The organism is Modestobacter versicolor, assembly GCF_014195485.1.
Lineage (GTDB): Bacteria > Actinomycetota > Actinomycetes > Mycobacteriales > Geodermatophilaceae > Modestobacter > Modestobacter versicolor.
Genome location: NZ_JACIBU010000001.1, coordinates 132,633 through 158,549, shown reverse-complemented (window position 1 = coordinate 158,549; position 25,917 = coordinate 132,633). Strand labels below are relative to the sequence as shown.

Sequence of the window (25,917 nt, the reverse complement as noted above, 5' to 3'; positions counted from 1 at the left end):
GGCGCGGCCGGCGAGCGGCTGCTCGCCCGCCGGCCGCGCCGACCTCACCCCCTTCCCTGGAGAGACCCATGGCCACCAGTTCGTCCCCGGAGTCCTCGAGCGCGACCAGCGCCCGTGAGACGACGTTCCGCAACAACACCGCCAGCTCGGGCGCCCGCGCCAGCAAGGGCGTCGCGCGCGACGCCGTCGACGCCCAGCACGAGCGCTTCGGCGGGATCAAGTGGGGCGCCGCGTTCTTCGGCTGGCTGTCCGCCAACGGTCTGGCGGTGCTGCTCATCGCCGCGCTGTCGGCCGGCGGGGTGGCCATCGGCCTCACCCAGGGCCTGCCGTCGGCCGACACCGCCGCCGACACCGCGACGGACAACGCCAGCGGCATCGGCATCGGTGGCGGCATCGCGATGCTGGTCATCCTCTTCCTGGCCTACCTGGCCGGTGGCTACGTCGCCGGCCGGATGTCCCGCTTCGACGGGATCCGCCAGGGCATCGCGGTGTGGGTCATCGGCCTGCTCGTCGTCATCGCCCTCGCCGTCCTCGGCGCGGTGCTGGGCGCGAAGTACAACGTGCTGTCGCAGCTGAACCTCCCGCGCATCCCGATCGACGAGGGCACCGCCACCACCGCAGGCATCGTGGCGCTGGTCGCCGTCCTGGTGGTCACGCTGATCGGCGCCGTCCTCGGCGGCAAGCTCGGCGAGCGGTTCCACCGCAAGGTCGACCGGGCGGGCTTCGACGCCTGACCGGTGCACACCAGCCGTACCGTCACCGTTGGCCTGGGGGAAGGCCAGCGGCGGCGGTACGGCTCCTGCACGTCCGGGGCCACCTGCCCCGCAGCGTGACCCGTGAGGCGAGTGGGGCGGCAGCACTGGCGCGATGAGCGTGTTGCGCCGACGATGCCGCCCCCGCCTCCCATGGTGGGGGCATGGGCTTTCCGTACCGCACGGCACGCGCCGTGATGATGGTCGGGTCGCTGAGCGACCCGGCCGGCCAGACGGCCCGGCTGATCGGACCCGCGCACGCCACGCTGGGCCTCTCCGGCGCACGGGGACGCAAGGCCCTCTGCGGCGCCTACGTGGCCCGCGACGAGGAGGTCCCCTGGCCGCCCCAGAGCGAGGCCAGCACCGCGCTCTGCCCCGACTGCGACCAGCTCGCCCGGCTCTGACCGGCCGGCCGGACCGCTCCGGCCGGGGGCGATCCGGCGAATTCCGTCACCACCGGACCCCTGCTGTCACAGCAGCCCCACCCGACCACCCGGCCTGACGGGAACGGTCCGTCCGAGCGGGTAGACAGGCCCCATGGGGAACGCCGCCGACCTGCAGTGGGCAACCGAGGGCCCGGTGCCACCGTCGTCTCCGGTCGTCTCGGTCGACGTCACGGCCACCCCGGTGGTGAGCTACGCGCTCGCCCACAACGCGGTCCCGGTGGTCTCCCGGGTCACGCTGACCAGCGGCACCGCGACCCTGCGCGGCGCCACCCTCCGGCTGTCCGTGGCCGACGCCGAGGGCGCGATCGGCGCCGGCGTCGAGCGGCTGGTCGACCTGGACGCCGGGCAGACCACGGTGCTCAACGACGTCGGCCTGACCCTCGACCCGGCCGCGATGCTGCAGCTGGAGGAACCGCGCCCGGGCTCGGTGCGGGTCGAGCTGGTGGCCGACGGGCGGGTGCTGGCCGAGCAGCGGGTCCCGGTGCAGGTGCTGGCCGCCGCCCAGTGGCTGGCCACCCCCCTGCCGCTCGCGCTGGAGATGCTCGCCGCGCACGTCCAGCCCAACCACCCCGCCGTGCAGGCCCTGCTGGCCGAGGCCGCCGAGCTGCTCGAGGAGGGCACCGGCAGCGGCAGCATGGCCGGGTACGCCGACGACGCCGAGCGCGTCGACGAGGTGGCCGAGGCGCTCACCTGGGCCGTCCGCCGGCGCGGCATCCGCTACAGCGAGCCGCCGGCCAGCTGGGGCGAGACCGGCCAGCAGGTCCGCACCCCCGGCGAGGTCCTCGACGGCCGGGTGGGCACCTGCCTGGACACCGTGGTCACCCTGGCCGCCGCCTTCGAGCAGGCCGGCATCCGCCCGCTGCTCTGGATCGTCGAGGGCCACGCCTTCCTCGGCTACTGGCGCGAGGAGCGCAGCGCCGAGACCGCCGCCACCACCGACGTCTCCGCCCTGGTGAACCTCGTCGACCTGGGCCTGGTCCGGCTGGTCGAGACGACGCTGCTCACCGACCGCGGCGACACCCGCACCGACCTGCACGGCCCGGCCTACGCCTGGCTGTCCGGCGACCTCTCCCGGGTCCTGGGCGTCACCGACGTCCACCGCGCCCGGCGCGACGGCGTGCTGCCGCTGCCGGCCCGCACCCGCGACGACGAGGGCACCGTGCACGTGGTGGAGTACCGGCCGGCCGAGCACAGCGCCCCGGCGCACGAGCCGGCCCGGCCGGCCGCCCCGGCGCCGGACGCCGCCCCCCAGGCCCCGGCCCGGGTGCAGCAGTGGAAGAACGCGCTGCTCGACCTCAGCCTGCGCAACCGGCTGATCAACTACACCGAGCGCTCCGGGCTGCCGCTCACCGTGCCGCACGACGCCCTCGCCACGCTCGAGGACCTGGTCGGCAACGGGGCGACGGTCACCCTGCTGCCCGGCGACCGGATCGCCGGCGTGCAGGTGGAGCGGGGGCTGCGCTCGGCCCGCGACCTGCCGCCCCAGCAGCTGACCGAGCTGCTGACCGAGCGCCGGTCGGTGCACGTCGACGTCCCGGAGGCCGGCTACCTGCCGCGACTGCGCGGGCTGGCCCACCGGGCCCGCACCGTGGTCGAGGAGACCGGCGCCAACAACCTCTACCTGGCCCTGGGCAGCCTGGTCTGGGAGCTCGACGGCCGCCCGCTGCGCTCGCCGCTGGTGCTGGTGCCCGTCGTGCTGACCCCCGCCTCGCGCACCGGGGCCTACCGGCTCACCGCCGACGAGGCCGGCGCGGCCACCCCCAACTGGTGCCTGCTGGAGAAGCTCCGCCAGCTGCACGGCCTCAGCGTGCCCGGCCTGGCCGCACCGGCCGAGGACGGCGCCGGCATCGACCTGACCGCGGCGCTGCAAGCGGTGCGCACGGTGCTGGCCGAGCACCAGCTGCCCTGGCGGGTCGAGTCGACCGCGGACCTCGCCGTCCTCCAGTTCGCCAAGTTCCGGCTCTGGAAGGACCTGGACGAGCACTGGTCGGAGTTCGCCGCCAACCCGCTCGTCGCCCACCTGCTGACCGACCCCGACGAGCCGTTCGCCGACCCGGCACCGGACACCGCGGGGAGCGTCGACCTCGACGAGCTGGCCGCGCAGTGCCCCGTGCCCGCCGACGCCTCGCAGCTGCGGGCCGTCGCCGAGGCGCTGGCCGGGCGCACGTTCGTGCTCGAGGGCCCGCCCGGCACCGGCAAGTCGCAGACCATCACCAACCTGCTCACCCGCGCGGTCGCCGAGGGCAAACGGGTGCTGTTCGTCGCGGAGAAGCGGGCCGCCCTCGACGTCGTCGCCCGCCGGCTGGACGCGGTGGGCATGGGGCCGTTCGCGCTGGACCTGCACGACAAGGGCAGCCGGCCGGCCGTCGTCCGGGCGCAGATCCGCGCGGCGCTCGAGCACGCGGTGGAGGTCGACGACCAGGGGCTAGCCGCCGACGCGGAGGACCTGCGCTCGGCCTCCCGCAGCCTGGAGCGCTACGCCGAGCGGCTGCACGCCCTGAACCCGGCCGGGCTGTCGTTCTACTCGGCGCGCACCGCCGTGCTGGCCGCCGGCGAGGGCATCGACGCCCTGCCGGTCACCGCCGCCTTCGCCGGCCGCGCGGACGCGGACGTGGTGACCGCCGTCCGCCGCGCGCTCGCGCTGCTGCCCGACATCGCCGACCTGGCCCGCCCCTCGGCCGGCCACGCCTGGGGCTTCCTGGACACCATCGACATCGACATCACCGAGGTGCAGCAGGCGGCGGTCGCCGTCGACACCGCGGTGCGCGACGTGCCCGGCGAGGGCGGGCTGGCCGCCGCGGTGCGCGCCGCCCGGACGCCGGAGGAGCTCGACGCCCTGGTGCACCTGCTCGCCGGGCCCCGGGTGGGGCTCGACGTGCTCGACGAGGTGCGCACCCAGCGCTGGGCGGCGGCCACCGCCGACGTGTCCGGCGAGGTCGCGGCGCTGACCGGTGCGCTGCACCCGTCGTTCGAGGTGGTCGGCCCCGAGGCGCTCACGCTGCCGCTGGCGGACCTGGCCGCCCGGGCGCAGGCGGCCTCGGACGCCGGCTGGTGGGCCCGACGGGGTCAGCTCGCCGCGCTGCGCGACGAGCTCACCCCGGTGCTGCTGCCCGGCTCCTCGCTCAAGCCCCGCGAGGTGCCGGCGCTGCTGGAGTCGCTGGGCCGCGTGCAGGCCGCGGTGCACGGGATCGCCGCCCGCGCGGCGACCGTCCCGGGGCTGCAGGTGCCCGCGTCGTGGAACCCGTTCACCGATGGCGGCCGGTTCGTGCTGGACGCCGAGATGCGCTGGCTGCGCCGAGCGGCCGCCTCCGTCGACGGGACGTCCGGCTTCGCCGGTGCGCTGCGCCGGTTCCTGGCCGCCGGGCCGGTCGCCGACGCCTCCAGCGCGCGGGTCGTCGCCAAGCTCCGGGACGCCGTCACCCACCTGCTCACCGCCTGCTCCAGCGACTCCGAGCTGCTCGCCGCCTGGTGCGGCGAGCACGGGCTGGTGCTGCGCTGGACGATGACCCGCCCGGAGCGCGGGGTGGAGTACGTGCACCCGATGTCGCTGCGGCGCTGGGTGAGCCTGCTGGACACCCTCGAGCCGCTCCGGCTGGCCGGGCTCGTCGAGGCCCGCAGCCGGCTGCGCAACGGCCTGGTGCGGGCAGACGACGCGGTGCGCGCCTTCGACCGCGGGCTGGCCGAGGCGTCGGTGGCCGAGCGGCTGGCGGCCACCGGCCTGGACGCCTTCGACGCCGGGCTGCACGAGCGCACCATCAACCGCTTCGCCGCCGCCTCCCGCGCGGTCCGCTCGCACCTGACCGCCGCGCTGCCCGCCGGGGTGCTCGCCGCCCGGCCGTTCGACGCCGCCACCGGCAACGGCCAGGTCGGCGCGCTGCAGCGCGAGCTGGGCAAGCAGCGTCGCGGGCTGGGCGTGCGCGGGCTGCTGTCGACCTACGGCGAGCTGGTCACCGCCGTCATGCCGTGCGTGCTGGTCAGCCCCGACTCGGTGGCCCGCTTCTTCCCCGCCACCGCCGGGCTGTTCGACCTGGTCGTGTTCGACGAGGCCTCGCAGATCCGGGTGGCCGACGCGGTGGGCGCGCTGGGCCGGGCGCACGCCGCGGTCGTCGTCGGCGACAGCAAGCAGATGCCGCCGACGAGCTTCGGTGAGTCGACCGGCTCCGACGACGACGCCTCGGCCGAGGCGGTCGAGGGCACCGGCGAGGACGCCGTGCCCGACGAGGAGAGCATCCTGTCCGAGTGCGTGCAGGCGCGCGTGCCCCGGCAGTGGCTGTCCTGGCACTACCGCAGCCAGGACGAGACGCTGATCGCCTTCAGCAACGCCCAGTACTACGAGAACCGGCTGTCCTCGTTCCCGGCGCCGGTGCACGGCCCGTCCTCCCCCGGCCCCGACGGCCGCGGCGTCTCGCTGGTCCGGGTCGAGGGCACCTTCCTGCGCTCGGGCCCGGGCCTGCGCACCAACCCGGTCGAGGCGCAGGCGGTCGTCGCCGAGGTGCTGCACCGCTTCTCGCTGGCCGGCTCCGCCGTCCCCTCGATCGGCGTGGTCACCTTCAACGCGCCGCAGCGGACCCTCATCGAGACGCTGCTGCGCGACTCCGGCGACGAGCGGGTGACCGAGGCGCTGGACCGCAGCGACGGCGAGGGCCTGTTCGTGAAGAACCTGGAGAACGTGCAGGGCGACGAGCGGGACGTCGTGCTGTTCTCCACCGGCTTCAGCCCCGACCGCTCCGGCCGGCTGCCGCTGAACTTCGGCCCGCTGAACCGCAGCGGGGGCGAGCGGCGGCTCAACGTGGCGATCACCCGGGCCCGCCGCCAGGTCGTGGTCTTCACCTCCTTCGACCCCGAGCAGCTGCGCGCCGAGGAGACCGCCTCGGTGGGCATCAAGCACCTGCGCGCCTACCTGGACGTGGCCGCGCTCGGCGCCGACGCGCTGCCGCGTCCGCCGCGGGCCGCCGGTGCCCGCGACCGGCACCGCGACGAGATCGCCGCCGCGCTGCGCGAGCGCGGGCTGGTGGTGCGCACGGACGTCGGGCTGTCGGACTTCCGGGTCGACCTGACCGTCGCCCGCACCGAGGCCCCGGACGCCCCGCTGCTCGCGGTGCTGCTCGACGGCCCCGCCTGGGCGCGGCGGAAGACGGTCGGCGACCGCGACGGCCTGCCGGTCGAGGTGCTCGGCGAGCTGCTGCGCTGGCCGGCGGTCGAGCGGGTCTGGCTGCCCACCTGGCTGGCCGAGCGCGACGAGGTGCTGGACCGGCTGGTCGCGACCGTGCAGGCCGTGTCCCCGGGCCCGGCCGCCGTCGAGTCGGCTGCTGAGCCCGCCGCTGCTGAGCCGACCGCTGCTGAGCCGACCGAGCCCATCACCCCGGAGCCCGAGCCGGCCGCGGTGGAGCCCGAGCCCGCCTACGACGGCCCGCTCGCTGACGTCATCCAGCTGCGCCCCGCGCCGGTGGAGCCTGTCGCTGTCGTCGAGCCGGTCACCGTGGTCGAGCCCGTCGTCGTGGAGCCCGAGCCCGTCGCCGCCGTGGAGCCCGAGCCCACCGAGCCCGAGCCCGTCGCCGTGGTCGAGCCCGAGCCGGCCGCCGTCCCGGCGCCGCCTGCTCCCCGCAAGGCCGCTCCGAAGGCCCCGGCCACGACGGTGGCCGCGCCGCTGGACGAGGAGCTGCCGTTCTTCCCCTGGGCGCCAAAGCCGGCCGGGGTGAAGAAGCAGCTCGACCAGCTGTCCGACCCCGCCGTCGCCCGGCTGGTGCGCCGGGTGCTGACCGCCGGGGTCAAGGCCGAGGGCCCGGTGCACCGCGACCGGCTCACCCGGCTGACCGCGGCCGCGTTCGGTCTCACCCGGGTCACCGAGGCCCGGCGCGACGCGCTGCTCGCGCTGCTGCCGAAGAACGCGACGGCCGACGGCGACTTCGTGTGGCCGCCCGGGCTGGACCGCGAGACCTGGACGTTCTTCCGCCGTCAGGCCACCAGCGCCGACCGGCCGCTGGACCAGGTCGCGCCGGAGGAGATCGGCAACGCCATGGTCGCGCTCTGCCGGGCCAGCGCCGGCATGGCCCGCGACGAGCTGCACCTGCGCACGCTCGAGGTGTTCGGGTATCGGCGCCGCACCCCGGCGCTGCTCCCGCTGCTCGAGGCCGCGCTCGTCGCGACCGTCGCCCGCGGCCGGCTCACCGAGCAGCCGAACGGCCTGGTCACCGCCTGAGCCGGAGGACCACCCCGCCCTGCCGAACGTAGTGCTCTGCTCCCCACGTGGGAGCAGAGCACTACTCGCGCCGGGGTCCCCTCAGCCGGCGTCGAGCGGGTTGGCCCGGGCCCGGGCGGCGAAGCCCGAGCCGACGAACCGGCCGGCCAGCGACGTCGGCTTGCGGCGGGCCTGGCTCTCGAAGCAGCCGACGAACTCCTCGATCAGCCCGAGCCGCGGGAACCGGTCGAGCACGGCGGCGCGGAACTCCGCGGGCCAGTCGCCGGGGTTGCGCCCGGAGATGTCCAGCCCGGTGGCCAGCTCCAGCAGGTGCCCCTCCGGGTCCACGGCGACGTCGACCTCGTCGGCCATGTGCGCGACGATCACCTCGGCCGTCCGCCGGCGCCGGTCGGCGTCCCAGCCCGCGCCCGCGGCGAAGACCCAGGCGACCGCGCCACCGGCCTCCTCGAACGGCACGTTGGCGCTGTCGAACACCGGCACCAGGCCGATGTCGTGCAGCATCGCGGAGACGAACAGCAGCTCGTCGTCGAAGCCGATGCCACGCGAGCGGCCGTACTCCGCGGCCCACAGGTAGGACCGGCGGCAGTGGTGCAGCAGGGCGGGTGAGTGGAAGGCCCCGGCGACCTGGAGGGCGGACCGGGCGGCGGCCGTGTCGGGCACGGCATCGAGGAGAGCGGGAGGCACGGGCGGAGTCTGCCGCCCGCCCGTGCCCCGCATGCTCCTCCGCCGAACGGATGGCAGGAAAGCGGCGGAACGAGGCAGCGGGGGCCGTCAGGCCGCCGGCGCCCAGCCGGTGCTCTCCAGCCAGCCGGCCAGGTCGTGCACGCCGGGCACCAGCGCCCGGGTCCCCGCCAGGTCGGCCTGGTAGGCCGGCCGCTGGGCGAACCAGCTGAACATCCGGGTCATGTCCTCGTCGCCACCGAGCACGGACAGCGGCAGTTCCTCGTAGCGCGCCGGCAGCCCGGCCCGGGCCCCGAGGCGGGCGGCGATCTGGTCGCCGGTCAGCTCGTCACCGCCGAGCTCGATCGCACCGCCGGCCACCTGGCCCGGGTCGGTCAGCACGGTCGCGGCGGCGGCCCCGATGTCCTGCACCGCCACCATCTGCAGCGGCACGTCGCCGGGGAGGGGCAGCCGGAGGACGACGACGCCGTCCTCCACGGTGGCGCCCAGGTTCTCCATGAAGAACACCGGCCGCAGGAAGGTGTGCGGGACGCCGAGGGCCTCGACGTGCTCCTCGACCCGGCGCTTGCTCTCGAAGTGCGGCACGCCGGTGTGCCGCTCGGCGCCGCCGACGCTGCTGTAGACGAGGTGCCGCACGCCCGCTGCGACGGCGGCGTCGGCCAGGTTGCGGCCGTCGGCCACCTCGCCCTCGATGCCGCGGCTGCCGGCGAACGTGGTCATCGCGAAGACCCGGTCGACGCCGGAGAGCGCACCGCGCAGCGACGCGGGGTCGGTGAGGTCGGCGCGGACCAGCTCGGCGCCGCGCTCGGCCAGCGCGCGGGCGGCGGGCTTCGCCGGGTCGCGGACGAGGGCCCGCACCCGGCCGCCGTCGGCCAGCAGCGCCCGGGCGGTCGCGCCGCCCTGCTGCCCGGTGGCGCCGACGACGGCGACGAGCGGGGTGTCCTGATCGGTGCTCATGCTGTACTCCCTCGGGTGGAAGCCGCCTCGTGCGGTTTCTGTAGCCGACTAACTGATAGCCGACCACATACATTCCGGGGGTGGACGAACTGGCTCCAGGACCGGTCGAGCGGGTGGGTCCGATCAGCGCGCTCATCCCCGCGGTCGCCCGGGCGCACCGCACCCTCGCCGGGCAGCTGCTGCGCGAGGTCGGCCTCTATCCGGGCCAGGAACTGCTGCTGATGCTGCTGTGGGCGCACGAACCCCGCTCCCCAGGCGAGCTGGCCAGGGAGCTCGGCGTCGAGCCGCCCACCGCGGTCAAGGCCGTGGCCCGGCTGGAGGAGGCGGGCTTCCTCACCCGCGAGCGGTCCACCGACGACCGCCGGGTCGTGCTGGTCTCCCTCACCCCGAAGGGGCGCGACCTGCGCGGGCGGGTCGAGCAGATCTGGGCCGAGCTCGAACGACGCACCGTCGTCGGGCTCAGCAGCGCCGACCGGCAGCGGCTCACCGACCTGCTGTCCGCGATCGCGCGCAACGTCGGCGACGTCGGCCCGGACCCGCTCGGGCCCTGACGCCGCTCACGACCCGAGGGCCACCAGCAGCCGGTCGAGGAAGGGCACCTGGCCGCGGACCAGCTTCTCCCGGGCAGCGTCGACGGGGAACCACGCCGACCGGTCGATCTCCGGGAACCCCTGCACGCGGCCCGAGCGCGGCGGCCACTCCATCGCGAAGGTGTTGCTCACGGTGGCGGCGGCATCGAGGTCGCCCTCGGCCGCCCACACGGTGAGCAGCTTGCCGCCGGAGACCCGCAGCTCACCCAGGTCCAGGAACTCCGTCGCCGGCACCGGCGAGCCCAGCTCCTCGGCGAACTCGCGCCGGGCGACGTCGAAGGGCTCCTCGTCCGGACCGGCCTCGCCCTTGGGGATCGACCACCCGGCGGCGTCCTTGCGCGCCCAGAACGGCCCGCCCATGTGCCCGATGAGCACCTCGACGCCGCCGCCGCCCGCGCGCCGGTAGAGCAGGACCCCGGCGCTCCTGGTGACTGGCACCGGAGCAGCTTTCCACGGCGGCCCCCGGGGTAAAGCAGGTGCGCGGACGGCGCCTGGCGCGTTGACTGCACCGGCCCCGGGGCACCACCCACTCCCCCGGCGGCGCGCTCGTGGCCACGAGGGCGCCGCACCCAGAGACGAGAAAGGACCATGGAGAAGATCAACGGACGCCTGCTGAACTGGGCGTCCATCCTCGAGCCCACCACCCGCGAGCAGGCCGAGCGCACCGCGGCGATGCCCTTCATCCACCCGCACCTGGCGTTGATGCCCGACGCGCACCTCGGCAAGGGCGCGACCGTCGGCTCGGTCATCCCGACCGAGGGCGCGATCATCCCGGCGGCGGTCGGGGTCGACATCGGCTGCGGGATGATGGCCGTCCGCACCCAGTTCAGCGCCGGCGACCTCGCCGGGCAGGACCTCGACGTGCTGCACGGCCAGATCTCCCGGGCTGTCCCGCTGTCGGCCGGTGGCCGGAACACCAAGATCCGGCACAGCGCCGAGCCGCGGATCGCCGAGCTGCGCGCGATGCCCGGTGCGCACCAGGCCGACACGGCCGTGGGGCACTGGCCGCAGCAGCTCGGGTCGCTGGGCTCGGGCAACCACTTCATCGAGGTGTCGCTCGACGAGACCGACCAGGTGTGGCTGTTCCTGCACTCCGGCTCCCGGGGGGTGGGCAACAAGCTGGCCCAGCGGCACATCCGGAAGGCCCAGGAGCTCTGCCGGCAGCGCTTCATCGAGCTCGCCGACCCCGACCTCGCCTACCTGGTGGAGGGCGACCCGGAGTTCGACGCCTACATCGAGGCACTGCGCTGGGCGCAGCGGTTCGCCTACCTCAACCGCGAGGAGATGATGGACCGCGTCGTCGACCAGGTCGGCCGGTTCCTGCGGCGGGACGTCGAGCGGCTCGAGACGGTGAACTGCCACCACAACTACACCGAGCGGGAGCGGCACTACGGCCGTGACGTGTGGCTGTCCCGCAAGGGCGCGATTTCCGCGCGGGCCGGGCAGCCGGGGCTGATCCCGGGGTCGATGGGGACGGCGTCCTACGTGGTCACCGGCAAGGGGAACGTGCCCTCGCTGATGTCCTCACCGCACGGCGCCGGCCGGAACCACTCGCGGAACGCCGCCCGGCGGCTGTTCAGCCGGGCCGACCTGGACGCCCGGATGAGCGGCATCGCCTGGGGGCACTCGGACGCGTTCCTCGACGAGCACCCCGACGCCTACAAGCCGATCGACCAGGTGATGGCCGACGCCGCGGACCTCGTCGAGGTGCGGCACACGCTGCGCCAGATCGTGAACGTCAAGGGCAACTGAGCAGCGGCCGGTCTCCCGCGAGGGAGACCGGCCGTCAGTCGTCCAGCCAGGGCGTGACGACCGCGGTGCCGCCGGCCGGCTCGCAGCGCACGCGGATCCGGCCGGGCGGGACGCCGGCCACCAGGAACCGGCCGAGCTCGTCGGCGTCCTCGGTCAGCGTGCCGCCCGCGTGCTCGACGACGACGTGCGCCGGGCCGGCCGGGGTCAGCTCCCCCACCAGCCGCCGGGTGGCGCCGTCGACGAGCAGCTCGAGGTCCAGCTGCTGGTCGCCGGCGCTGAAGGTGAGCAGCCGGACGTCGGACGGCCCGCGCAGCCCGGCGCCGGCGGTCTCGCGGGAGTCGGCGACCAGCTCGGCCAGCTCGGCGTCGACCGTGCGCCAGGTGAACGCCTCGCGGGCGAAGGCGAGCAGCTCGGGCGGCACCGGGTCGTGGACGGCGACGGCGCGGGCGAGCCGGCGCACCAGCTCGTCGTCGGGCAGGTCAGAGGTCGACATCGACGCCCGCCTCCTCCAGCCGCCGGCGCAGCTGCTCCAGGCAGCGGCGCCGGGTCGGCCCGATGCTGCCGATCGGCATCTCCAGCACCTCCGCCACCTCCGTGTAGCTCAGCGGCGGGTCGGCGACCAGCACTCGCAGCAGCCGCCGGCACCGGTCGGACGACGTCTGCAGGTGGTGCCACAGGGCCTCTCGCTGCTCAGCCCGCACCAGGCTCTCGTCGAACCCCGGCACGTCGTCGGGCACCGCCTCCAGCACCTCGGCCCGGCTCACGGTCTCCCGGCCCGACCGGCGCAGCACCCGCAGGCACTCCCGCCGCGCGGTGGTGGCCAGCCAGGCGCCGACCCGCTCGGGCTCGCGGATCCGCGGCAACTGCTCGACCAGCCGCAGCCAGGTCGTCTGGAAGACGTCGGCGGCGTCCTCCCCCTGCAGCCGGTGGCCGCGGGCCACCGACCAGACCAGCCCGGCGTACCGCCCGACCAGCGTGTCCCAGGCGCCGCGGTCGCCGGTGGCGGCAGCCCGGACCAGGTCCGCCGTCGAGACCTCCGGCGCGGTCACGAGCCAGGCCGCGCGCGGCGGCGGGTCGGGAGCTGTCTGCACGACGAGGAGAGCAGCGGGGGCGCCGGTTGATACACCGGTCACGCACCCACGCAGATGAAGGCCGCCGCGGTGGCGGCGTCGGCGTCGGAACCCGCCGCCGCCCGCTCGGCCGCCGCGGCGAGCGCGGCCGCGGCCGGCTGCCCGGCCCGGAGCCCGGAGTGCAGCCCGGTCATCAGCGGGGCGGTCTCCGCGTCGGGCACCTGGAGCACCGGGGCGATCACCGTGCGCACGCCGATCGCGAGCAGCGAGGCGGCCAGCCCGAGCAGCTCGCCGCCGGCCAGGACGGCGGTCGTGCCGGTCTCGCAGGCCGACAGCACGGCGCACCCCGGGGCCACCGGCAGCCGCTCGACGTCGTGCCCGGTGAGCGGACCGTCGGCCAGGTCGAGCGCGGAGAACTGCGGGGCGTCGGCCCGGAAGCGGCCGTGCGCGGCCAGGTGCACCAGCGCGGCGCCGGCCGTCGCGGTGAGCACGTCGGCGACCCGGGCCCGGTCGCCGGTGAGCACCGTGGCGCCCGGGTGCAGCTCGGCCAGCTCCTTGACCTCCAGCTCGGCGTGCACGAGGTCCGGCCCGGCCACCAGCACGGTGCGCCCGCCGGCCGGCATCGGGCGGCCGGTCGCGGTGAGCCAGAGCGCAGCCGACGGCGCCACGGACACCGCCCGGCCCCGGCAGGAGGGCAGCACCGACCAGGGCAGCGCGTGCAGCGGCTGGGTGGGGACGACGACGAGGTCGCGGTCACCGAACTCCGCGGCCAGCGGCGCGAGCACCGCGGCGTCGATCCGGGCGGCCGCCGTGGCCAGCCGGCTCCGCAGCCCCGGCCCGGCCACCGGCCCGGCCATCCGCCGCAGCGCGAAGAACAGGTGGTGCATCTCCCGGGCGACCGCGTCGACCGGCCCCAGCCGGTGCACCCGGACCCGACCGGCGACGGCGACCACCGCGGTCAGCCGGCCGTCGACGACGGCGAACTCGACGAGCGCCCGCTCCCCCAGCGCGGCGAGCACCTGCCGCGGCTCGAACCGCTGCCCCGGCCCGCCGTCGCCGTCGGCCCGGCGGGGAGCCCGCCGGATGCGCTCCTCCAGCTGCACCTGGCGGCGCACCAGCGCCGGGTCGGGCTCGGCGGCCTGCGCCGCCTGCTGGTGCTGCCGGACCAGGGCACGCAGCTCGGCGAGGTCGGTCTCGACGTCCTCGGTGTCGCGGGGCTGCGCCGGCGGCCGGAGCAGCGCCGCGGCCCGGGTGCGCTCTGTCCAGCACCACACCGTCTCCGCCCGGCCCCCGGCCACGGCCAGCTCCAGCCCGAGGGCGGCGAGGGCCTCGGCCCGCCCGGAGGCCGCCGCCCGCAGGTCGGTGGCGCCGAGGGTGGCCCGGTGCTCGTCGACCAGGGCGATGCCGCGGGCCGCCGCCCGCAGCGCACCGGTGCGGTCGCCGGTGGACAGCCGGTGCAGCGCCTCGGCGTGCCAGCCCAGCTGCCGGTGCCAGACCGGGCCGGTCGAGCGCGCCGCCCGGACCTGCGCCAGGTCGGCCAGCGCGGTGTCCCGGCGGCCGAGGGCCAGCGCCACCTGCGCCGCCTGCAGCCGGGCCTCCAGCGCGGTGCCCGGCCAGCCGGCCCGCTCCAGCCGGGTGGCCGCCCGGCGCAGCAGCGGCACGTCGACGCCGTCCGGCTGCTGGACGGCGCAGGCCTGCAGCCGGGTCCAGTACGCCAGCGCCGCCCAGCCGGGCCGCCGCTGCCGGGACAGCGCGCGGGCGGCGGAGTCGGCGAGGTCCTGGGCGGCCGCCGGGTCGCCGTCGGCCAGGGCCGCCTGGGCCAGCCGGAGCCGGGCCTCGGCCAGCTCGGCCGGCTCGCGGCGCGCGGTGGCCAGCTCGACGGCCCGCTGCGCGGCCGCCCGCGCCTCGGCACCGAGACCGGCGGCGAGCAGCAGCTCGCAGCGGTCCATCCACAGCTCGAGCGGGACCTCGCGGTGCTCCAGGTAGCCGCGCTCGGCGTCGTCGTAGCGGGACAGCGCGAGCGGTACGTGGCCCCGCAGCGCGGCGACGTAGCCGAGGTTGTGCTGGACGATCGTGCGGTGCATGCCGGAGCCGACGGTCGCCAGCAGCGCGTCGGCCTCCAGGAAGTCGTGCTCGGCCGCGCCGGCCCGGCCGAGCCGGATGTGCAGCACGCCCCGGTTGGCCAGCAGGAGGCCCAGCTCCTGCCCGTCGCCGGACCTCCGGACGACGCGCAGCGCCCGCTCGTAGGTCTCCAGCGCGGCGTTCCAGCGGCCGAGGGTCTCCAGGGCCAGCGCGCGCTTCATCAGCAGGCTGCCGGCGTCCGGGCCCGGGACGTCCGGCACCCGGGCGAGCTCGCGCAGCGCCGCCTGGGTGCGCCCGCAGCGGGCGTGCACGTAGGCGAGGTCGGCCCGCGCCAGCGCCACCGCCCCGGCGTCGCCGGCCCGCGTGCCGTGCCGTACGGCGGCCTCGCCGTGCCGCTGGGCGGCGACGCTGTCGGCGAGGTGACCGGCGATCAGCGCCAGCACGCGCTCGGCGAGCGACGCCGTCGACCAGTCCCGCTCGGCCAGCGCCTCGTCCCGCGCCCGGGTCGCCGCGGCCCGTCCGGCCACCGGGTCGGCGAGGTACTCCCGCAGCGCCTGCTCGGCGAGCGTGCGCGCTGCGGTCATCACCTCTCCAGGGGACGGGGGTGCCGCCGAGCGTAGGGGTCGCGCGCGGTTCGGTCACCGGTGTATCAGCGGCCGATCTCGTCGCTCTTCCCTCGCGCACGACCCGGCCTGCCCCGTGGCACCGGCACGTGCCACGCCGCCGTTCCCCCGGTGACGAGGCCCCCGGTGCCACGGTGGCAGCCGACGTCTCCCCCACCCCTCGAGACCCCGGAGGTCCCCGTGCCCGCACTCCTCGTCGTCGACCGCGCCGTCCCGCTCGTCCGGGACGTGATCGGCCGGCGCGACGGCTGGACGTCCGTCGGTACCGGCGGGCTCCGCCGGATCGACCTGCCCGACGCCGTCTACGCCTCGGCGCGGGAGCGCTGCACGGGGGTGGACGAGGACCGGGTCATGGCCGTGCCGGTCTCCGGCGCACCGATGCACATGCGCGGCGAGGGTGCACCGATGCCCACCCGCGCCCAGCTGCGCGACCGCCGCGACTCCCCCGGTGGCGCGTGGACCGGCGAGGGCGTGCTGGTCGGCACGGTCGACACCGGTGTGCAGCCGCACCCGTGGCTGGCCGGCGGCTACCTGTCCGCACCGTCGGACTTCGAGCCGCACCCCGCCGCCGGCGACGGCGCCGGCCCGACCGAGCCGCTCGAGGTCGGGCACGGCACGTTCATCGCCGGGCTGGTGCTCCAGCAGGCCCCCGCCGCCGGCGTCTGGGTGGAGCGGGCGCTCGGCCCGACCGGCGAGGCGCTGTCCAGCCAGGTCGCCGAGGCGGCGATGACCCTGGCCCGGCGCGGGGTGCAGGTGCTGAACCTGTCGCTGGGCTGCTTCGCCGACGACCCGAACTCCCGCGAGGTCATGCAGCAGCTGGTCGACGACCTGCACGCGGTGAGCCCGGAGATGGTGGTCGTCGCCGCCGCGGGCAACCTCGGCGGCCCGGGCGAGCCGGCGACGCCGGAGGACTTCTGGCCGGCCGCGCTGCGCGACGTCGTCGCGGTGGGTGCCGTGGAGACGCCCACGTCGACGCGGTGGGCGGAGTGGAGCAACCGCGGCCGCTGGGTCGACCTGGCCGCACCCGGGTCCCGGCTGGTCAGCACGTTCGTCGAGGGCACGGTCGCCACCACCGACGGCGAGCAGCTGCGCTACGAGGGCTGGGCCCGGTGGTCGGGGACGTCGTTCGCCGCCGCCGTCGCCGCGGGCGCGATCGCCCGGCTGATGACCGGTCGCCGGCCGCTCACCGCGAAGGAGGCCGTCGCGGCGCTGCGCAGCGGCGCGTACTCCTCCGGGTGGACCCGTCCCGACGGCGCCGTCCCGGCCGTCCCGGTGGTCCGGCTGGCCACCTGGGACCAGCAGCAGGCCGCCCCGACCGCCGCCTGAACCCACCGCGGTCCGCCCGTATCACCGGGCGGGCCGCGGCGCTCTCCTCTGCAGCGCGGCCGTGCCCCCGCCGCGTCCAGCGACCCGATGGAGGAGAGCACCGTGCACCGTCACGCGCAGGAGGAGTACCACGTCGTCGGCGAGGGGATCGTCGGCCAGGACGGGCAGGGCGCGCCGTGCCGCCGCCGGCCCACCACGGTGGAGCGGGAACGCCGGTTCCAGTTCTCCCGGCTCGGCCCGCAGGGCGGTGCCGACCTGGACGACGCCGTGCTGCAGGCGGTCGCCGAGGCGATGACCGCGCCCACCGTCGAGCACGCCGACGCCGACGGTGTGCCGGCCGGCTACACCTACCTCGGCCAGTTCGTCGACCACGACCTGACCAAGGACGTCACCGGCAAGGCGCTGGGCACTGAGCTCACCGTCGAGGCGCTGCTGCAGGGCCGCTCGCCGACGCTGGACCTCGACTCGCTGTACGGGCGGGGTCCGTGGCACCTCTACGACCGGAAGTACTACTCCGGCGACGCGCACCTGCGGATGGGCGTCACCGCCGGCAGCCCGTTCCCGCCTGCCGACCCGGTGGCGCAGGCCGACCAGCCCGGCTTCGACCTGCCCCGGGTGGGCGTCGACCCGACCCGGCCGCAGACGGCGGCGGACAAGCGCGCCCCGCTCATCCCGGACGCGCGCAACGACGAGAACCTGGCCGTCGCGCAGACGCACCTGGCGTTCATCCGGTTCCACAACCGGGTCGTCGACACCCTCGCCGCGGACGGCGTCGCGGAGGACGACCTGTTCGAGCAGGCACGCCGGATCGTCGTCCGGCACTACCAGTGGATGATGGCCACCGACTACCTGCCGCGGATCTGCGACCCCGCGGTCGTCGAGGACGTGTTCACCCACGGCCGCCGGTTCTTCGAGGCCGACGCGCCCTACCCGGCCTGCCGGCCGACGATGCCGATCGAGTTCTCGGTCGCGGCGTTCCGGCTCGGCCACAGCCAGGTCCGCGGCCGGTACCAGTGGAACCGGGTCTTCAGCACCGGCGGCCCGGGGGGCCCGGCGACGCTGCTCCAGCTCTTCGCCTTCAGCGGCGTCTCCGGCGCGCTGGACAACCTGTCGCTGCAGCAGCTGGACGAACCGGACGCCTCGCCGGAGTCGCTGCGGCTGCCGAGCAACTGGATCGCCGACTTCGGCCGGCTCTACGACTTCGCCGAGGCCCAGCGCCCGGAGCTGACGCCGGACGGCGGACCGGACCGGGCCAAGCGCATCGACACCGGCCTGGTCGACCCGCTGGCCCAGCTGCCCGCCGGCAGCTTCGGCGGTCGCGCCCCCGAGGCGCCGAGCACGGCGATGCAGCGGAACCTGGCCTTCCGCAACCTCAAGCGCGCCGCGATGGTCGACCTGGCCAGCGGGCCGCAGCTGGCCGCGATGATGCAGGTCGAGCCGCTGACCCGGGAGCAGGTCCTCACCGGGGCCGGGGACGTCGTGGTCACCGGGCTGAGCACCGAGCAGGCCGACGCCCTCGTCGAGCGGACGCCGCTGTGGTTCTACGTGCTGCGCGAGGCCGAGCTCAACGGCGGCCGGCTGGCCGGGGTGGGTGCGCGGATCGTGGCGGAGGTCTTCCACCGGGCGATGGAGGGCAGCTGCACTTCGATCGTGCGCGAGCCCGGCTGGCGGCCGGCGCTGGGCCCGGACGAGGACACCTTCCGGATGGTCGACCTGCTGCTGCACGCCGCCGACGGCCGGGCCGAGGTCATCAACCCGCTCGGCACGGCCGCCCCGGCGCCCGTCGCACCGGCCCCCCGGGCGCCGGGCGACGAGCCGGTGCGGCTCTCTCCGGTGGCCTGAACCGCGCACGCCCGAAGTCGCGGGGGCCCGGGTGTATCACCGGGCCCCCTGCGCCGCTCATCTGTCCGAGCGCGGCCCTGACCCCGCCGCGTGCCCGCCGTGCCGACCGAGGAGACCCCGTGCCCCGAGCTGCCCGCCCCCTGCTCCGCAGCGTCCCGCCGCTGCCCGCCCATCGTCAGGCGGCCGGTCGCCTGCCGACCGGCCCGCGGTACCTCAGGTCGTCGGTCGCGCTGCTGCCGCCGGCGCCCGCGGCCGACAGCGGGGCGGTACGGCTGACCGCGCTGCCCTGAACCCGCGCCGCTCCGGTGCGGTGCCCCTCAGCCCGACCCGGGCCAGGGCTGCTCGGTGCCGATGCCGAGCTGGGTGCCGCAGGTGCGGTCCGGCTCGACGTCCTGCGGCCGGAAGTACACGGTGGAGGCGGTGACGTCGTCGCCGTAGGCCTGCGGGGTGTCCCCGCTGGTCGCGCCCTCGACCAGGATCGCCGCGTCCGCCTTCGGCGCGATCGAGAAGCGGATGACCCGGGTGAACTGGCAGTCCGCGCCCACCGACCCGATGCTGAACTCCACCGGTGGCCGCTCGGTGCCGCGCACGATGTTGTCCAGGCCGCCCGCGCCGGTCGACCCCTCGACCAGGTCGATCGTGTCGTCGTCCTGGATGTCGGCGCTGTCGTTCTGGGCGTGGACGTGCCCGGAGACCGTCTGCCGGACCAGCCCGGGCAGCTCCTCGTGCACCGCCTCGGCCTGCACCGGCTCGTGGACGGCGAAGACGTCGATCGGGTCGGGCCGCTCGACCGCCGCGCCGTCCGCCGGAGCGGAGGACGTGGTGTCGCCGTCCTCCTCGTCCTCGTCGGGGCGGCCGACCGCGTCCGCGACCGACTCGCGTTCCAGCGGCTCGGTCACCGCGGTGTCGTCGGAGCCGTACGGGCCCGGGCCGCCGTACACCCGCGGGTCGCCGAGGCCGGCGATGGTGAGCCCGTAGGCCTGCACGACCCCGGCGGTGACCCGGTAGCCGTCCGCGGTGGCGGTCTTGGTGCCCAGCACGGTGACGCCGGGGACGGTGGCCATCACCGTGGCCGTCGCCGGGGAGTCGTGGTTGCCGGGGATCCACAGCATCGGGGTGGTCGAGGTGACCGCGGCGATGCTCGCCAGGTAGGTCGGCGTGAGCTCCAGCTCGGTGCCGAACGCGCTCTCGTCGCCGGTGTTGATGATCAGGTCGACGTCGTAGTTGGTGGCGTACTGCCCGACCAGCGGCCAGTTCGCGGCCAGGTGCATGTCCGAGACGTACATGATCCGCAGCGCCGTCTCCGGCGTCTGGTCGTCCTCGATCTGCGCCTGCAGCGCCGCCTGGATGCCGACCACCGAGCCGAGCACGTCCAGCGCCTTCGACTGCTGCGAGTAGTAGGCCGACAGCTGGTCGGGGAACAGCTGCGCGGCGGCCAGCGTGCCGGTGAGCCGGGAGTCGCGCACCCAGTCCGGGTTGTAGGTCAGGACGCCGTACGCCGCGACGGCCACGGTGACCAGCACCGCCACCCCGGCCTCGAGCGCCCGGTACCGCAGCTCGTGCTCCCGCCGCGGCCGGCCCCGCAGGTAGCGCACCGACATGTTGATCGCCGCGGCCGCGGTCAGCCCGATCGCCAGCCCGAGCAGGAACTCGGCGACCAGCCAGGCGGCGATCCGCGGCAGCTGGGCGGCGAAGTCGGCCTGCAGCCGCTCCACGAACCCGGGCAGGTCGCCGTCGGCGAGCCGGGTCAGCTCCAGGACGTCGACGTCCTCGGGGCTGACGTGCACGCCGAACGGCACCCCGCTGACGTCGGGGAACTCCCAGCTGCCCAGGGTGGTGTCCGCGGAGAGGCCCGGGCGGGTGAACAGCGTGCCCTGCACCTCGAACGGGACGCCCTGCACGGTCGCGTGGTACGGGAAAGCCTGCAGCATCGCGGCCGCGGCGAGCAGCGGGAGGACGAGCCGGAGCAGCCACCGCACGGCGCCCTGCAGCACCCGGCCGAGCACCGCGCCGGCGCGGCGGGCGGCGTGCCGGGCCCGGGCCGTGCGGCTGGTGGGGAAGGGCAGGGAGAGCTGGTCGCCGTCGTCCGGGGTGCGTGCCATCGCCGTCCATCGTCCCAGTCGCGCACGCCGCGACGCGGGAGGGACGTCCGGCGTGGGACCCTGGTACCGACCGACGACGACGCGCTCGCCGACTCGTCGCCGACGAACGGGGCTCCCTTTGGCACTGATCAACTGCCCCACCTGCTCATCCGAGGACATCAACGGCACGCCGCAGCCGGACAGCCGGCTGCTGATCCACTGCAACGACTGCGGTCACGAGTGGCTGCGTGGCGAGGCCCGGCGCGACCCGGCCCGGCCCGCCGTCCGCACGAGCGACTCGCTGCACGCGTCGTTCCCGACCGCCGCCGACGTCCGCCCGGACGTGCGCGAGCGGGTCATGCTGCTGACGTCGGAGTTCCTGATGGACCGCCCGGAGCCCGACCCGGACGTCGAGGCGTACCGGTCGCGCTACGCGGCGCTGTTCACCCAGGACGGGCTGCGCTCGGCCACGCCGGAGCAGCTGCTGCACTTCGCCAACTCCACGACGGTCGCCGACCCGGCCAACATGTCCGGCTTCAACCGGGCGTGGAAGACCGCCGGCCCGGACAAGGCAGCCACCCAGGTGCGGGCGACGATCGACTACCTGCTCTTCGGGCCGGAGAGCCTGGCCCTGGAGGACCGGTTCACCCACCTCGTCGAGGGCAGCAAGAAGGGCCTGGGCTTCCCGTCGTTCAAGGAGTCCCTGCTCACCAAGGTGCTGTGCGTCGTCGAGCCCGAGCGCTTCCTGCCGGTGGTCAAGTACACCGCGGCCGCCGGCGGCAAGAAGGAGCTGGCCAAGCTGGTGTTCGACCTCGACCTGCCGCCGGTGGAGAAGGGCGCCTACACGATCGGCCGCCTGGCCGTGTGGAGCAACGACCTGCTGCGCTCGCTGGTCGGCAACGACATCCCCGACCTGCAGCAGGCCGCGCGCTTCCTGCAGTGGGCCAAGGCCCGCCCGGCGATGTCGCGCACCTGAGTCCGCTGGGGCGCGGCGCCGGTCACCCGACGGTGACGGCGCCGCCCTCGTTGGGCACGAGCTCGACCCAGGTGGTGCCCGGTGCGAGCAGCACCGGGTTGCCGTCGGCCCCGAGCAGCACGAGCCGGTCGGTGGCGGAGTTCTTCACCCAGGTGACCGGCAGGGTGCGACCGCCGCTGGCGACCAGCGCCTCGCCCCGGCCCTCGACCACGGTCTCCGGCACGGGGTTGCCGGCCGGGTCGACCGCGCTGGTGGCGACGACGTCCACCCGGACCACGACCACGTTGGTGGCGCGCAGCGGGGTGCCGTCGGCCTCGACGGCCGGCATCGTGCCCTCGGCGCGCACCCACACCTGGTAGGTCGGGTCCCACGTCCAGTTCGGGCGGGCCGACGGCGACAGGCGCAGGTCGAGCCGGGTCGCCGGGGTGCCCGCGGTGGCGCCGGTGGCCTGGGCCGGCGTCGGCGCCAGGTCGAACTGCGGCACCGGGGCGGCCTGGTGCTCGGCGTCGGCCTGCGCGACGAGCGTGAGCGGGGCCGCGTAGACGTTGTGCGGGGCGTAGCGGGTGTCGATCCGGTAGAAGCCGTCGTTGCCGTTGTCGAAGCTGAGCACCTGCATGCCGGCCTCGGCCACGGCGCCGACGTAGCCGGCCTGGCCGCCGGAGAAGGCGAACACCCCGTGCAGCGGCGCGGCGATGGCCGGGTCCATCGGGCGGACCGAGCGCACCGGGCCGACCTCGGCGGGCAGCACGGAGTGGTAGACGGCGACGAAGCGGGAGATGCCGCCCTCGACGACCTGCTCCCAGACGATGTCGGCGGAGTTCAGCCCGGTCTGCGGGCGAGCGTCGAGCGAGTTCTCGATCTTCACCGCGAGCGCGGGGTGCGGCACGACCGGGCCGCTCTCCAGCCCGGTGAGCGGCCACAGCACCGGCGGCGGGGGCGGAGGCGGCGGCGCCGGGGTGGTCGACGGGGCGGGCGCGGCGGACGAGGTGGGGACGATGTCGGCGCCGCAGCTGACGGTGCCGCCGAGCGCGGCCCCGGCGAGCAGGACGGCGGCGAGACGGCGACGAGCGGGACGTGCGTTCACGTGCGGGCTCCTGCGTCGGTGCGGACGCGGTCGCCTGGGGCTCTCCGCGCGACCGTGGTCGGTCACCTGTCGTCATCGGCGGGCCTGGCCCGTGGTCGTACCGGTACTGCTCCGTCACCTCGCTCGGCGTGTCGTCACGCGGCGTGTCCGGACGATCAACGTGCTTCCGGGGCCGAGCAGACACCTGCCCCACCTGCGGGTTCACAGTCGGTGCTGACCCGCGACACAGGGCGGAGCCGGCGTCCCGGCTCCGGCCCGACCCTCGACGGCGGCGCGCGGCCGCGCTTACGTTCCCGGGACCGGCCGCAGGGACGGAACCCGCGGCCTGACGAGAGGACGTCGATGTCGCTCCGTACGCGCAGGACAGGTCTCACCCTGGCCACTGCTGCCGCCACGCTCGCGGGCTCGGTGCTGCTCGCGCCACCCGCCGGCGCAGGCGGCAACCCCAACCCCAACGGCTTCGCCCAGCGGGTGAAGACCGCCGAGGTCATGGCGCACCTGGAGGCGTTCCAGCAGATCGCCGACGCCAACGGCGGCACCCGGGCGAGCGGCACGCCGGGCTACGACGCCTCCGGTGACCACGTGCAGGGCCTGCTCGAGGAGGCCGGCTACCTGGTCGAACGGCAGGCCTTCGACTTCACCTCCTCCACCACGGTCACCGAGGAGCTCACCGTCGGCGGCACCGCCGTCGAGGTCGTCGCGATGGAGTACTCGCCGTCCGGGACGGCGACCGGGCTGCTGTCAGCCCTGGCCACCGACGACACGACCCCCGGCTGCGAGGCGACGGACTTCCCGGCGGCCGTGGTCGGCACCGTGGTGCTGGTCTCCCGAGGCTCCTGCGCGTTCGGGGTCAAGCAGCAGCTCGCCACGGCGGCCGGGGCGACCGGCATCGTCGTCTACAACAACGTCCCCGACGCGCCGCTCAACGGCACCCTCGGCGGAGCGGTCGGCGGCATCCCGGCCGGCGGCGTCACCCAGGCCGCCGGGCAGGCCCTGCTGGGTCAGGTCGGCCAGCCGGTGGTGCTGGACGTCGTCGTGGAGATCACCGAGACGTCGACGTTCAACCTCGTCGCGCAGACGCCCTACGGCGACCCGGACAACGTCGTCATGCTCGGTGCGCACCTGGACTCGGTGCCCGAGGGCCCGGGGATCAACGACAACGGCACCGGCTCGGCCGCGATCCTGCAGACCGCGCTGGAGCTGGCCGACACCAAGCCGACCCGGAACGCCGTCCGGTTCGCCTGGTGGGGTGCCGAGGAGTCGGGCCTGATCGGCTCGTCGGAGTACGTCGCGTCGCTCACCGAGGAGGAGGCCGCGCAGATCACCGGCTACCTCAACTTCGACATGATCGGGTCGCCGAACTACATCATCGGCGTCTACGACGCTGACCAGTCGACCTACGAGGCGCCGGTCGAGGTGCCCGAGGGCTCGGCGTCGCTGGAGCAGGTGTTCACCGACTACTTCGACCGGACCCGCCAGCCGTGGGTGGACACGGAGTTCTCCGGTCGGTCGGACTACCAGGCGTTCATCGAGGCCGGCATCCCGGCCAGCGGGCTGTTCACCGGTGCCGACGGCGTGAAGACCGAGGAGGAGGTCGCGCTCTTCGGCGGGACGGCGGGGATCACCTACGACCCGAACTACCACTCCCCCGCCGACGACCTCACCAACGTCGACCCGACGGCGCTGGGCATCAACAGCCGGGCGATCGCCTACGCGACGCTGTCGCTCGCGCAGGACCCGACGCCGCTGGACCTCACCGACAACGGCCGGGGCAATGGCCACGGCGGCGGGCACGGCGGCGGGCACGGCGGCGGGCACGGCGGCGGACACGGCTCCGGTGACGGGCACGGCCACGGGCACGGCCACGACGAGGGCCACCACCAGGCGGCCTGACGCCTGACCACCAGCGGGGCCGGGCACCGACGGGTGTCCGGCCCCGCTGCTGTCCCCGGTCAGCCGGCGATGGTCGCGACGATGGCGCGGGCGGCGGCCCGGCCCTCGGGCGTCGGGACGAGCGGGTAGACGTGCACGGCGCCCGCGCAGACGGTGACGTCGACGTCGGCGCCCTCTTCCTCGCCGCGGGCCTGCAGCGCGAGGACGTCGGGCAGGCAGATCTCGTGGGTACCGACGTGCACGTGCACCGGCGGCAGCCCGGTGAGCTGACCGTTCAACGGGCTGAGCCGCGGGGCGGTGGGGTCGTCGCCGCCGGCCCACGCCTCGCCGGCCACCCGCAGACCGGCGCTGCTCAGCCACGGGTCGCGGGCCTCGACGGCGGGGACGTCGGGATTGCTGATGGTGAGGTCGAGCCACGGGGAGAGCAGCACCAGCTGCCGGGGCCGCGGGAGGTCGGTCAGCGTCTGGGCGACGCCGAGCGCCAGACCGCCCCCGGCCGAGTCGCCGGCGAGGGTGACGTCACCGGGGTCGTACTGCTCGAGCAGCTGGCGGTAGACCGCGGTGACGAGCGGGTACGCCTCGCGGTGCGTGTGCTGCGGGGCGAGGCCGTAGTGCGGCACCTCGACCCGGACGCCGGCGTCGGCGAGCCTGCCGATCAGCGCCCAGTGCTGCGGGGCGATCGCGCTGATGTACGCGCCGCCGTGCAGGTAGACCGCGGCGCGGCGGGCGGCCCGCCCCCGCGGGGCGACGGTGTGCACCGGGAAGCCCTCGACCTGGCGGCTGCTGACGTCGTGCCGGGCGCGCAGCTTCGCCGGTGGTTCGGTGCTGCCCTTCGGGGCGGCGATCCGCCGCCGCGCGCGCTCGACGGTGGCCATCCGCGGCTTGAAGGCCAGCCGCATGACGACCTCGACGGCGCGCATCTGCAGGCTCACCGGCCCACTGTCACCGCTGCCCTTCCTCCAGCGCGAGCCGGACGACCGGGCGGGCCTTGCTGGTGCGGGCGACCTCGGTGAAGCCGAGCCGGAGGAAGACCGACAGCGGGCCGTGGAAGAGCTCGGCGGCGGAGGCGGTGCGCACGGAGGTGTCGAGCGGGTAGCCCTCGACAGTCCGGGCGCCGTGCCGGCGGGCGAGGTCGACGGCGCCGTCGAGCAGAACCTCCGCCAGCCCCTGCCGGCGCTTGCCGACCCGGACCACGAAGCAGGTGACCGCCCAGAGCCCGTCCTCGTCGGCGGACGCGGCGGCGACCGGGTAGCTGCTCAGCCGCGGGTAGGCGGCGCGCGGGGCGATCGCGCACCAGCCGGCGGGGGCACCGTCGTCGTCGTGGACCAGCACACCGGGTGGCGGCTCGGCCGCCAGCTGTTGCTGCAGGTCGGCGCGGCGCTGCTCCGAGGTGGTGGCGTAGAAGCCGGGGCGCTGGTGGCGGAACCACTGGCACCAGCAGCGGGAGGCATCACCCCGGCTGCCGAAGACGGCGGCGAGGTCGTCCCACCGCTCGGCGGTCGCGTCGACGACGGTCGGCATGCGGCGATCCTCGGTGGCCGGCGGCGCTCCGACAAGCTGTCC

At 75.8% G+C, this 25,917-nt stretch carries 20 protein-coding genes; 10 read left to right on the top strand and 10 right to left on the bottom strand.

Going from position 1 to position 25,917, the window contains the following annotated elements:
• The first annotated feature begins 68 nt into the window (after nt 1-68).
• The 3 genes from FHX36_RS00715 to FHX36_RS00705 all read left to right on the top strand — a co-directional run bounded on the left by FHX36_RS00715 (nt 69) and on the right by FHX36_RS00705 (nt 7,397).
• Nucleotides 69-734, top strand: coding sequence for a hypothetical protein (locus FHX36_RS00715; RefSeq protein WP_110551443.1), 666 nt, complete (start codon nt 69-71; stop codon nt 732-734).
• Between the two features lie 182 nt (nt 735-916).
• Entirely contained in the window at nt 917-1,156 is a 240-nt protein-coding gene (locus FHX36_RS00710; protein ID WP_110551444.1) for a hypothetical protein, read from the top strand.
• A 133-nt stretch (nt 1,157-1,289) separates the two neighbouring features.
• Nucleotides 1,290-7,397: a DUF3320 domain-containing protein gene (locus FHX36_RS00705; RefSeq protein ID WP_183513418.1), complete on the top strand. Its 6,108-nt coding sequence runs from the start codon at nt 1,290-1,292 to the stop codon at nt 7,395-7,397.
• Nucleotides 7,398-7,478: 81 nt separating this feature from the next.
• On the opposite strand, the gene FHX36_RS00700 is transcribed toward FHX36_RS00705, so the two are convergent.
• Nucleotides 7,479-8,057, bottom strand: a complete 579-nt coding sequence (locus tag FHX36_RS00700) for an HD domain-containing protein (protein ID WP_258372869.1) — start codon at nt 8,055-8,057, stop codon at nt 7,479-7,481.
• A gap of 111 nt (nt 8,058-8,168) precedes the next feature.
• Entirely contained in the window at nt 8,169-9,035 is an 867-nt protein-coding gene (locus FHX36_RS00695; protein ID WP_110553077.1) for an NmrA/HSCARG family protein, read from the bottom strand.
• A gap of 80 nt (nt 9,036-9,115) precedes the next feature.
• Between FHX36_RS00695 and FHX36_RS00690 the strand changes: the two genes are divergently transcribed.
• Nucleotides 9,116-9,586, top strand: coding sequence for a MarR family winged helix-turn-helix transcriptional regulator (locus FHX36_RS00690; RefSeq protein ID WP_146251650.1), 471 nt, complete (start codon nt 9,116-9,118; stop codon nt 9,584-9,586).
• 6 nt (nt 9,587-9,592) lie between these two features.
• On the opposite strand, the gene FHX36_RS00685 is transcribed toward FHX36_RS00690, so the two are convergent.
• Nucleotides 9,593-10,063, bottom strand: coding sequence for an NUDIX hydrolase (locus tag FHX36_RS00685; protein WP_110553075.1), 471 nt, complete (start codon nt 10,061-10,063; stop codon nt 9,593-9,595).
• Nucleotides 10,064-10,213: 150 nt separating this feature from the next.
• Between FHX36_RS00685 and FHX36_RS00680 the strand changes: the two genes are divergently transcribed.
• On the top strand, nt 10,214-11,377 hold the full coding sequence (locus FHX36_RS00680; RefSeq protein ID WP_110553074.1) for an RtcB family protein: 1,164 nt from the start codon (nt 10,214-10,216) through the stop codon (nt 11,375-11,377).
• Between the two features lie 34 nt (nt 11,378-11,411).
• Here the strand turns inward: FHX36_RS00680 and FHX36_RS00675 are convergent, their stop codons facing one another.
• Genes FHX36_RS00675 through FHX36_RS00665 form a run of 3 tightly spaced genes read right to left on the bottom strand, consistent with a single transcriptional unit; the run spans nt 11,412 to nt 15,113 of the window.
• A complete protein-coding gene (locus tag FHX36_RS00675) occupies nt 11,412-11,870 on the bottom strand; it encodes a hypothetical protein (RefSeq protein ID WP_110553073.1) in 459 nt (152 codons plus the stop codon).
• Nucleotides 11,857-12,468, bottom strand: coding sequence for an RNA polymerase sigma factor (locus tag FHX36_RS00670; RefSeq protein WP_258372868.1), 612 nt, complete (start codon nt 12,466-12,468; stop codon nt 11,857-11,859). The genes FHX36_RS00675 and FHX36_RS00670 overlap by 14 nt, the downstream gene beginning before the upstream one ends.
• Before the next feature lie 38 nt (nt 12,469-12,506).
• The gene (locus tag FHX36_RS00665; RefSeq protein ID WP_183513417.1) at nt 12,507-15,113 is read right to left on the bottom strand and encodes a CHAT domain-containing protein; all 2,607 of its coding nucleotides are present in this window, start codon (nt 15,111-15,113) and stop codon (nt 12,507-12,509) included.
• A gap of 219 nt (nt 15,114-15,332) precedes the next feature.
• Here FHX36_RS00665 and FHX36_RS00660 point away from each other — a divergent pair, with 219 nt between their 5' ends.
• The 3 genes from FHX36_RS00660 (at nt 15,333) to FHX36_RS00650 (ending at nt 18,610) form a co-directional block, all read left to right on the top strand.
• Nucleotides 15,333-16,478: a S8 family peptidase gene (locus FHX36_RS00660; RefSeq protein ID WP_146251716.1), complete on the top strand. Its 1,146-nt coding sequence runs from the start codon at nt 15,333-15,335 to the stop codon at nt 16,476-16,478.
• Nucleotides 16,479-16,580: 102 nt separating this feature from the next.
• Nucleotides 16,581-18,320 (top strand): peroxidase family protein, encoded by a 1,740-nt coding sequence (locus FHX36_RS00655; RefSeq protein WP_220036080.1) that lies wholly within the window; start codon nt 16,581-16,583, stop codon nt 18,318-18,320.
• A gap of 119 nt (nt 18,321-18,439) precedes the next feature.
• The gene (locus FHX36_RS00650; RefSeq protein WP_181428742.1) at nt 18,440-18,610 is read left to right on the top strand and encodes a hypothetical protein; all 171 of its coding nucleotides are present in this window, start codon (nt 18,440-18,442) and stop codon (nt 18,608-18,610) included.
• A 27-nt stretch (nt 18,611-18,637) separates the two neighbouring features.
• Here FHX36_RS00650 and FHX36_RS00645 read toward each other — a convergent pair whose 3' ends face one another.
• Nucleotides 18,638-20,422 carry a metallophosphoesterase family protein gene (locus FHX36_RS00645; RefSeq protein ID WP_110551961.1) on the bottom strand — a complete coding sequence of 595 codons (1,785 nt, stop codon included), beginning with the start codon at nt 20,420-20,422 and terminating at the stop codon, nt 18,638-18,640.
• Nucleotides 20,423-20,540: 118 nt separating this feature from the next.
• Between FHX36_RS00645 and FHX36_RS00640 the strand changes: the two genes are divergently transcribed.
• Nucleotides 20,541-21,377: a hypothetical protein gene (locus FHX36_RS00640; RefSeq protein WP_110551960.1), complete on the top strand. Its 837-nt coding sequence runs from the start codon at nt 20,541-20,543 to the stop codon at nt 21,375-21,377.
• Between the two features lie 22 nt (nt 21,378-21,399).
• On the opposite strand, the gene FHX36_RS00635 is transcribed toward FHX36_RS00640, so the two are convergent.
• Entirely contained in the window at nt 21,400-22,461 is a 1,062-nt protein-coding gene (locus tag FHX36_RS00635) for a DUF3048 domain-containing protein (RefSeq protein ID WP_258372683.1), read from the bottom strand.
• A gap of 342 nt (nt 22,462-22,803) precedes the next feature.
• On the opposite strand from FHX36_RS00635, the gene FHX36_RS00630 reads away from it, so the two are divergent.
• Complete coding sequence (locus tag FHX36_RS00630) at nt 22,804-24,354, top strand: M28 family metallopeptidase (protein WP_220035916.1); 1,551 nt, start codon at nt 22,804-22,806, stop codon at nt 24,352-24,354.
• 59 nt (nt 24,355-24,413) lie between these two features.
• Here the strand turns inward: FHX36_RS00630 and FHX36_RS00625 are convergent, their stop codons facing one another.
• Complete coding sequence (locus FHX36_RS00625) at nt 24,414-25,286, bottom strand: alpha/beta hydrolase (protein ID WP_258372682.1); 873 nt, start codon at nt 25,284-25,286, stop codon at nt 24,414-24,416.
• Between the two features lie 10 nt (nt 25,287-25,296).
• A complete protein-coding gene (locus FHX36_RS00620; RefSeq protein WP_110551959.1) occupies nt 25,297-25,875 on the bottom strand; it encodes a GNAT family N-acetyltransferase in 579 nt (192 codons plus the stop codon).
• Between the last annotated feature and the right edge of the window lie 42 nt (nt 25,876-25,917).